The 9679-nt window shown below is 33.5% G+C and carries 5 protein-coding genes; all 5 read right to left on the bottom strand.

The genetic code is table 11. From position 1 onward, the window contains the following. A partial coding sequence (locus BFJ87_RS11900) for a hypothetical protein (protein ID WP_139344240.1) occupies nt 1–403 on the bottom strand: 403 nt, incomplete at its 3' end. Between the two features lie 352 nt (nt 404–755). Further along, on the bottom strand, nt 756–5231 hold the full coding sequence (locus BFJ87_RS11895) for a beta strand repeat-containing protein (protein WP_245799632.1): 4476 nt from the start codon (nt 5229–5231) through the stop codon (nt 756–758). Between the two features lie 214 nt (nt 5232–5445). Further along, nucleotides 5446–7383 (bottom strand): OmpA family protein, encoded by a 1938-nt coding sequence (locus tag BFJ87_RS11890; protein WP_077404727.1) that lies wholly within the window; start codon nt 7381–7383, stop codon nt 5446–5448. A gap of 18 nt (nt 7384–7401) precedes the next feature. Then, nucleotides 7402–8352, bottom strand: coding sequence for a PorP/SprF family type IX secretion system membrane protein (locus BFJ87_RS11885; protein WP_077404724.1), 951 nt, complete (start codon nt 8350–8352; stop codon nt 7402–7404). Nucleotides 8353–8368: 16 nt separating this feature from the next. Further along, nucleotides 8369–9034: a T9SS type B sorting domain-containing protein gene (locus tag BFJ87_RS17035; RefSeq protein WP_245799631.1), complete on the bottom strand. Its 666-nt coding sequence runs from the start codon at nt 9032–9034 to the stop codon at nt 8369–8371. Nucleotides 9035–9679: the final 645 nt, after the last annotated feature.

Genomic DNA, 9679 nt, shown 5'->3' with positions numbered 1-9679 from the left:
TAGTTACTCCATCTTCATTGGTATACGTAAATGTACCATCTGCATTGTCTACTAAAGTTGTTACTGTTTCAAACAAATAAGAAATATCTACAACACTTGTACTACCACCCTGCATAGTAAGTGTAAGTTCTCCTGTAGTTTGATCAAAAGTAAAATCTTGAATTTCAGGGTTACTGCCTGATGATAGTTCCCAGGAATCACCATCCCAGAAATATATTGTTCCAGTATCTGTATTCACATACAAATCTCCAAGGTCTGCTCCTGCAGGTGTACTAGAACCAGGTATTGTTACATCTGTACCGCTAAGTACTTCACAATTACATTGATCTTCTAATGTAACTGTGGTCTGTGAGAATGCAATTGCCGATATTAAAAGCATCATCGGTAGTAAAATCTTCTTCATGCTGGGGTGTTTTATTCTATTCATTTCTTTGTGATTAGTTAAGATGCTTGCTTTTTCTCTATTTTTTTGAGATTGGCATTAGAACACCTAATTATAACCTACACACAACTTCACCTTACAAAATTAACGTTAGATAGTCCGCTAGAAAATAAATGTTGTGTAGAGCCCTATTTGTATGGTTAACTTCTAGAAAAACAATGTAGAGAAATTATATCGTTGTTAAATTGATTATTAACAGGTGTTTTTAATCGATAACAAAGCCATTTTAAACGGATTACAAAAACAAAAAGACTACATTTAAGTAGTCTTTTATCGTTATTTTTGAACTTTAATCCGCTAACTGCTAATTACTTTAATTTCCCTTTGCTCTATGCGTAATATTTCTGTTTGTAATTGCATTAAAAGCTTTTAAAATTACATAAGGTGAAAACTCTGATGTAGAATTTGAAATTGTTGCTGTGGTTGTTACAAAATTCCCTATTACCACAGATGCTGGTTTTGGAATTACAAACCTAAATTTATTTGTAGTATCATTATTTCCATCATCATCTGAATAACTAGATGTATTAGGAAACTGATCTGACGAACTGCCTTCTACCATAGATCCTATAAAAATTTGTCCCTCTCCATAATCTGTTACCATTCCTAAACTATTATCTCCAGTACTAGCTGTTCCTTCATTAATATCCGTTAAAAATAATTCTATTGTAGCTCCTGGTCTAGACCAACCCTCTACTATTATATTTGAACCAGATACAAATGCATTAGATATTACTGCAAAGTTAGCTAAACCGTTAGGTCCGTTATCAGCGTCACCATTATCATTTATTGTAACTCCATCACCAACAGCATTTCCTGCATCTAAATCTATTCCCAGAGCGGGGCTTGTTGTTCCGTTTGCAAAAATTGAATTTCTTGAAATTAAATTTCCACTAGTATTACCTCCCGCAATTACTATACCTGCACCACCATTAGACGTTATTATATTGTTAGTAATTGCGGCATTATTGCCATCAATTTTTATACCTGCATTTTCTACTACACCACTACAATTTCCTCCATTCTGTCCAGAGGTATTAATTGTATTTTCTATAATAGAAACACCATCAACATCTTCAACTTCTATACCTAAGGCACCTGCTTTTTCTATTAAATTTTGCCTAATAACAATGTTGCTCCCTCCATCAATAAATATATTATCAAAGCAAGCACCAGTTCCATTTTCTGTAATATGGTTGTTTTGGACAAGTACAGAAGATCCTCCTCTTATTTGTATACCTGCATTGGAATTTGTTGTTATAAAGTTTGAATCTATTGTTGCTTCTCCTCCTGTAATCTCTACACCAAAATCTATATTTCCTGCATTTGCACCAACTGCATTTACTCCTAAAAGTGAATGAGATACTGTTCCGTTTCCACCGCTAATAATTATACCAGCATTGTTATTTGCATATACAGATACGTTACGTATTACAGTACCATTACCAGAAGTATTTAGAACATCTCCGTTATTTTTATGAATCTGAATTTCTGGTCTATCATATCCTGGTAAAGCAATAGCGGAAACACCAACAGATGTACCTCCTGCTCCCTCTGCTCCAAAATTAGAATTGCCAGAATATGCTGTTTGTGTACGCCCATCTATAATGGTGTTTTCTCCTGTTATTACCTCTAAAGGGTTTCCATTAGATATTAGAATATCAAAAATACCACCAGCGTAATTTGCATCTGCTGTTCTACCTAATGCGTCTGAACTTGGAGGAATCATAAAAATAGATGTATCCTCTTCTGGCGCTGGATCAAAAAGACTATTTGCTTCAATATCCACAGTTGCTTCTCCTAGGCTATTAGAGTTTTTAATAAATTGATTTAAAGACCCTTGCCCGTTTTCATTTGTATTAACAATTGTATTAAAATTGAAACCAAAATCTATACCCACAACACCGTTACCTGCAACAGATACGTTAGAAACACTTTGTGCCCCATTAATTACCCCTAAAGAAACATCTTGAGTTGCTGTTGGATCTTTTCCACCTACTTCATTAGGCTCTTCTTGTATAGCTCCTGCTGTTCCAAAAGACCTGTATGTTTGTACAGGGTAACAATCTGAACAACTAAAACCACCTCCTCTAGTAGATTTTACGGTAGAACTAACTGCTTTAATAAAATAGTCGCCATCTGCCATACCTCCAAAAGAGTAATAACCTGCTGCATCTGTTGTTTTTCTTTGAATAAAATTACCCGAATCATCAAACAACTCTACTACAGCTCCTTGCAAACCTACACCATTAGCTGCTGTCTGGTTACGTCCAACTCCTCCAGGGTAATTCACGTCTTCAAATACAGTACCTGCTATTAAGTTAGATGGTACTTTTATTACTACCGCTGCAGATATAACAAAATCTTGCCCTACATCTACGTTAGCTGTTACTTGACTATCTGCTGGGGAAATAAATGAAGAAATATCATACGTATCTAAATCTACTCCATATGAATTTGATATGTTGTATGTTGGACTTACTGTATTATCATAAATTGTAGAATTATAGGCGTTATTACCAGATTGCCCCCCGTCATTTGTTAAAACGAAATTTTGTCCTGCTTGATTTGTTATCGATAGTTCTTCAGGGTTTGTAGAGCCAGAACTTGAACCATTTAAATCTGGATCTCCTTCCCAAGATAAGAATGATGCTTTTGCTCCTGCTCCAGAAATAGCGTAAAAAGAATCTAACGTAAAAGATGTTCCCTCGTTACTTAAACCATCAAAACCTTGGTATAAGTTTATATTTACTGCTGGCAAATTTGGGTCTTCATAAAAAACAATTAGAGTCCACCCTCCCAAAACAGTTGACGTATTACAATAATCTCCCGTGTTATTTATTGTTAAACCACTAAAATCAAAAACATTTGTACTAGGATTAGCAACGCTTTTAACAATATCTGTTACATCACTTACATAACCAAAAAAGTTTCTGCTAGTTAAAGACGTTTGATATAGGAAATTTGCTGATACATTTTGTCCTTCAAAAACTATATCTGGATCTCTAACTGTACTTGAATGAGCCCAGTATAAATATGCCCTTTCTACCGTTCCTGTATTAGGTATAGGTGATATTAATGTATTAGAAGATGATGTAGTTACAGCACATGGCGAAACTCCATTAGCACCTGTTCTTAAAGTACCACCAGTTGTAGAATAATCATAATACCCATCAAACTCCTGAAATAAAGTTAATGGATCATTTGCTAAAATTTGTGAATTTATAGTTCCTGTTCCCGTGTCTGCGTAATTAACAGTTGCATACTGAGCTGAAGCTCCTGTAAATTCTATTTTAAAGTTTTCGGCAAATTCTGGTGTTCCATCATTAGTTATAGGTACAGATATAGTTTGCACGTTACCCAGTTCTCCTGTAAAAGTTAAAGTACCACTTACTGCTGTATAATCACTACCTGCCAAAGCTGTATCATCTACTGTTGTATAATCTACCGTAAAAGGTGATTCAACAAAACCAAATAAAAATACATTTCTACCGTGCGCAGCTCTTGTAGATGTTACGGTAAAAATTGCTACACCGGCATCTTCATCTATTGTAACATCTTCTATTTCTATTACTGGTCCTTCTGGGTAACAATTAACCTGTGCTTCCCAACCTGCTCCTGTTGAATTACCATTAGATGTAAACCTAAATGTTAAACAACCAGATGTAGCAGATGAATTTATGGAGCTGGGAATGTTAGCACTATCATATTGACCAATTAATGGTGCACTAGTAGAATTACCATCGTATATATATAAAATATCTCCAGTTACAACTTCAAAAGCAGTAAAATCTACATTTATGTAAGTATCTGCTGTATCTGGACAAATGGTATACGTAGCATCTTCATTATTCCTATAATTAGATGGACCTCCTGGGTCAAAAAAAGTATCGTTACAACTATTTACCGTAACTCCATCTGTCATCACCAAGGCATCATTATCTATTATTGTACCTGTACCTATGTCTGATATATCTATACTATTGTTAGAGGAACTTGTAAACCTAATTGTAAAATCTTCTGCTCCTTCTATAGTTGTGTCCTCTAAAATTGGTATTGTTATAGTTTCTGTTTCGTTAATGTTACCATTAAAATTTAACGTTCCTGTTCTGGCAGTATAATCTGAACCTGAATTTGCAGAACCATTAATGGTTGTATAATTTACTGTGTAAGAGCCAGAAACACTTGTAACCGTTTGTCTTACCGTAAAAGTAGCCGTACCCGCATCTTCATTAACTGTTACATCGTTAATCTCTAACACAGGGCTAGAAACAGCTGTAAATAGTACATTGTCTATAAAAATTTGATCGTTGTTTGCCCAATTGTTACCACTAGTAGATCTAAAAATAATTGCCGGATTAGATGCTATTTGGGCAGCTGTTAATGTATAAGATAAAGAGCCTTGAGTGTTCGTGTTTATATTACGTACCAAGTTCCAAGCTCCAGTGTTACCATTATAAATATAAACACCTAATGATTCTCCTCCTCTATTACGAGCATCAAAATCTAATGTTAAGGTAACCGAGTCGTAGCCTGATAATGGAATAAATCTGTAAATGAATCCGTTATCTATATTTCTTAATCGTAATCTATTCCCAGTAATGCTGATGTTACCACTCCAAGGACTATTGTTATCTCCAGATTCTATCCAGTTAGTAGAAAAGTTTTGGTTACCATCATTTCTACTATATGAAATAGAAGAAAAGTTATCTCTAAAAGTATCTTGACCTAATACCAAGCTAGTAAAAAGCAAGAAAAAAAACACTAAATATACATTAATCAACTTCATAATAAGAATTGGGTTTAATTTGGGGAATGTGTCATAAGTAAACACACCCATCTTATCAATCTGCTAAATTATAACCTTTAAAGTAGCGTATATAATATTTGTTGTGAACATAAGTTAATGTAATGTATAGCTCTATAAAGATGAAGTTAGAAAAAATAAAAAAAAGCCTTAACTTTTAGGTTAAGGCTTTCTTCGGAATTAACTAGCAGTTAATCTATTCTATAATAATAAACTCAGATCTTCTGTTTAATTGATGCTCTTTAACAGTACATGGTATACCATTTTCACACTTATTTACAAGTTTTGTTTCTCCAAAACCTTCACCTTGTAAACGACTTGCATCAATACCTTTAGATACCATATAATTTACTGTGGCTTTTGCTCTTTTTTGAGACAACCATAAGTTGTAAGAATCTTTTCCTCTACTGTCTGTATGTGAGTTTACTTTAATTTTTAAACTAGGAAATTTCTCCATAGCTACGATAACTTTTTGTATTTCAATTTCTGCATCTGGTCTAATATCAAACTTATTTAAATCAAAATAGATAGTACTTAATTGTAATAGTTTAGCTAAATCATCCCCTGCACCAGCTGTTACTTTGTCTCTTTCTAAATAAAAGTCTATAACCTGTGGTTCACCATTAGATTTACTTAAATATTTCTCTGAAGGAACATAACCTTCTACTACGGCTCTAACAAAATTTCCTTGGTTACAATCTAAAGTAATATTGTATACACCATTAGAACTCATAATAGTTGATGAAATTTCTTCGTTATTTTCATCAATAACTTTTATTGCCGCCCCAACTAAAACTTCATTAGAAATTTTATCTCTAACTGTACCCGTTATTTGCTGAACGCAATCCAACACCAAAGGTTCATTTTCTACAACTGCATATATATCATCTTCTCCTAAACCACCTTTTCTGTTAGATGCGAAATATCCGTTTCTATTTTCACTATCAAAAATAAAAGTAAAATCATCCATATTACTATTAACTGGCTCACCAACATTTACAATAGAACCTGTAAAGTTGTTGTTTGCTATTTTTGTAGCAAAAATATCCAAACCTCCAAGTCCTAAATGGCCATCTGAAGAAAAATATAAAATACCTTCATTAGATACATAAGGAAAAGTTTCCCTTTCTTCTGTATTAATTTTATTACCAAGATTTAGCGGAGTTCCATATGTATCATCATCATTTATACTTACACTAAAAATATCAGACATACCAAGTGTACCAGGCATATTAGAGGCAAAATACAGAGTTTTTTCATCTGTACTAAGAGTTGGGTGGGCCACAGAATAATCATCGCTATTAAAAGGCAATTCAGTAATATTTGTCCAGATACCATTTACATAATCTGCTCTAAATATTTTTAACCTTACTACTCCATCTCTATCTTTTACTTTTTTACCATCTTTATAATTATTTCTGGTAAAGTACATTGTAGTGCCATCTTTAGTTATTGCAGATGTAGACTCATGATATCTAGTATTAACATTTTTATCTAATTTAATAACTTTATTAAATGAAACGCTATCTACATTAACCTTATATAAATCTAAAAAGTCTCTAGAGTTCCAAGTATGCCTGTATTTTGCAAAGTTTCCTGTATCCCTGTCCGAAGAAAAAAGTAGTCCTTCTTTAAAAAACGTAGGTGCAAACTCATTGTGTACGCTGTTATATTTAAATTTAGATATTTTAAACTTATCTGTATTAGCTTTAATTTTATTGAAAGAAGCTACAGTATCTTTCGCAAACAGAGCTTTTTCTCCAGAAGAAGCTACATCATAAAATTTTTCGAGTATTGCATTAGACTTGTCGTACTCACCTAAAGTTCTTAAAGTTTGTGCATATTTAAAATATTGTTCTGCAGTAACATCTGCCTCAAATTCTGATACTAATTTTTGATATATTTCTGAAGCTTTCTTATAATCTGCATTAAAATAATATGAGTTAGCAAGTTTACTTAGTAATTCTGCAGAAACGAAACCTTTTTCTATAACTTTTGTGTATATATCTATAGCCGGGCTAAACGCGTAACTTTTGTATTTGTTATTTGCTTTTTCTATTAATTTCTCTTGGGCACTTGTGTTACCAACAGTAAAAAATAGTATAGCAAGTAAAACTATAATTTTCTTAACCATTTTTTTAATTTTAAATTTTTAGAAGAATCTAGGCGAAACTAGTTTTTCAAAAGCTCTAACTAATTCAAATCTCATAAACACCTCAAAAGAGCCATCATTAAATTGTGTGCCTCCTAACTCTGTAGTCTCCTTATCATATGCTAAACCAAGCATTAATTGGTCTGACAATTGAAAACCTGCCATAGCACTTACTGCAGCGTCCCATCTGTATGCCGCACCAAAAGTAAACTTCTCATTAAACATAAAGTTTGCTGATAAATCTACCTGTAAAGGAGCACCACTAACAACTTTAGTTAATACTGCTGGTTTAAATTTTAAGGTATTATTTAGGTCAAAAACATATCCTGTAATTGCATAAAGGTTAACTTTATCTTTGGATAGAAACTGTACATCATCTGAATCTCGATTACTATTATCAAAATGATCTGTTTCTACTAAGTTTGGAGCAGATAATCCTAAGTAAAACTTATTGGTATGATAATAAAAACCTAATCCAAAATTTGGAGAGAATCTATTATCAATATTATCTGTTTCTACTACTTCATCATCTATTTTACGTAATTTCTCAAAATCTAAGTTTAGTAAGTTACCTCCTACTTTTAATCCAAAAGATAACTTTCTATCCTGAGCTAATTTTAAAGTGTAAGAAACTGTACCGTCAAAATAAGTTTCCTGTACAACGCCATCACCTATTTGATCATTAACTATGGATATTCCGTATCCTAAATTACTATTTCTAATTGGCGAGTGTAAATTAATAGTCTGAGTTTTTGGAGAACCTTCTAGTCCTACCCATTGTGACCTGTATAGTGCAGCTACACTTAATTGACCTCTTGAGCCTGCATATGCAGGGTTTACTGCTAAAGTATTAAACATATATTGTGTATACTGTGCATCTTGTTGAGCACTAACACTGTCTAAAACTAATAATACTAATATAATTGTTGCAAAAATGCTTCTTTTTATCATTTTATGATATTAATTTTTATTTACTTACGTATAGATAACCACTATCTGTATTGTTATTCCCATTTTGCTCGTAGTTGAAGATATAGTAATAAACTCCCGAAGGTAAAACTTCACCAGCCTTTACTGTAGATCTACCTTTAGATTTACCATCAAAAACATTGTTAATGTTATTGTATCCATCTGCTTCAAAAACAGCAATACCCCATCTGTTGTAAATTTTTAAGGAATTGTTAGGAACTAAGTCTACGTTATCTATCCAAAGGAAATCATTTTTTCCATCACTATTTGGTGTTACCATTTGCATAACAACTACAGCATTTTCATCAGGTGTACTATCATCCATATTATCTAAATAATCTGGAGTACCATCACCATCTGTATCATCATTAGTTGGGTCACCATCACCATCTGCATCTTCATCTGGTGTGTTTATGCCATCTCCATCGTCATCTAAATCTCTATAGTTTACATCTTCTGTACCGTCTGTATCTGGTAAATCGTTTGCTGGATCGTTAATTTCATCATTAACATCAAAACCATCGTTTACATCTGTTCCTTCATAACCATCATCTAAACCATCTCCGTCTGTATCTATAGTAGTATACTGTTGATCTGGAATTCCATCAAAATCAAAATCGTTACCCTCATTATTATCTGGCACTGTGTCATTATCACTATCCAAATCAATATAATCTGGCGTATCCTCACCATCGTGATTATTTGGTGTTAAGCCACCTAAGTATGCGCTATTTACACCATCATTAGCTAAGTAAGTCGCGGCATCATCATTATTAGGAGCAATATAACCAGCTGTTGTTTGCGCTTCTACGTTATCAGGAATACCGTCGTCGTCAGCATCTATATCTAAATGATTTGGTATACCGTCTCCGTCTGTATCTGTAGGGTTAGTTAAAGGATCATTATCTTCATCGATATTTTCATCTTCTACTGTGTCTAAAATACCATCATTATCATCATCTAAATCTACAGCATCTGGAACACCATCTCCATCTGTATCTGTACCAGGTGTATTATCTGTAGGATCTAAATAATCTGGTGTACCATCACCATCTGTATCATCGTTAGTTGGGTCACCATCACCATCTGCATCTTCATCTGGTGTATTTATGCCATCTCCGTCGTCATCTAAATCTCTGTAGTTTACATCTTCAGTACCGTCTGTATCTGGTAAATCGTTTGCTGGATCGTTAATTTCATCATTAACATCAAAACCATCGTTTACATCTGTTCCTTCATAACCATCATCTAAACCATCTCCATCTGTATCTACTCCTGTAAATGTTTGGTCTGGTTCTCCGTCAAACTA

Origin of the sequence: Cellulophaga omnivescoria (genome assembly GCF_001999725.1) — a bacterium.
In the GTDB taxonomy this organism is placed as follows: domain Bacteria; phylum Bacteroidota; class Bacteroidia; order Flavobacteriales; family Flavobacteriaceae; genus Cellulophaga; species Cellulophaga omnivescoria.
The sequence above is the reverse complement of the archived record's forward strand: the minus strand, read 5'-3'. Positions and strand labels throughout refer to the sequence as shown.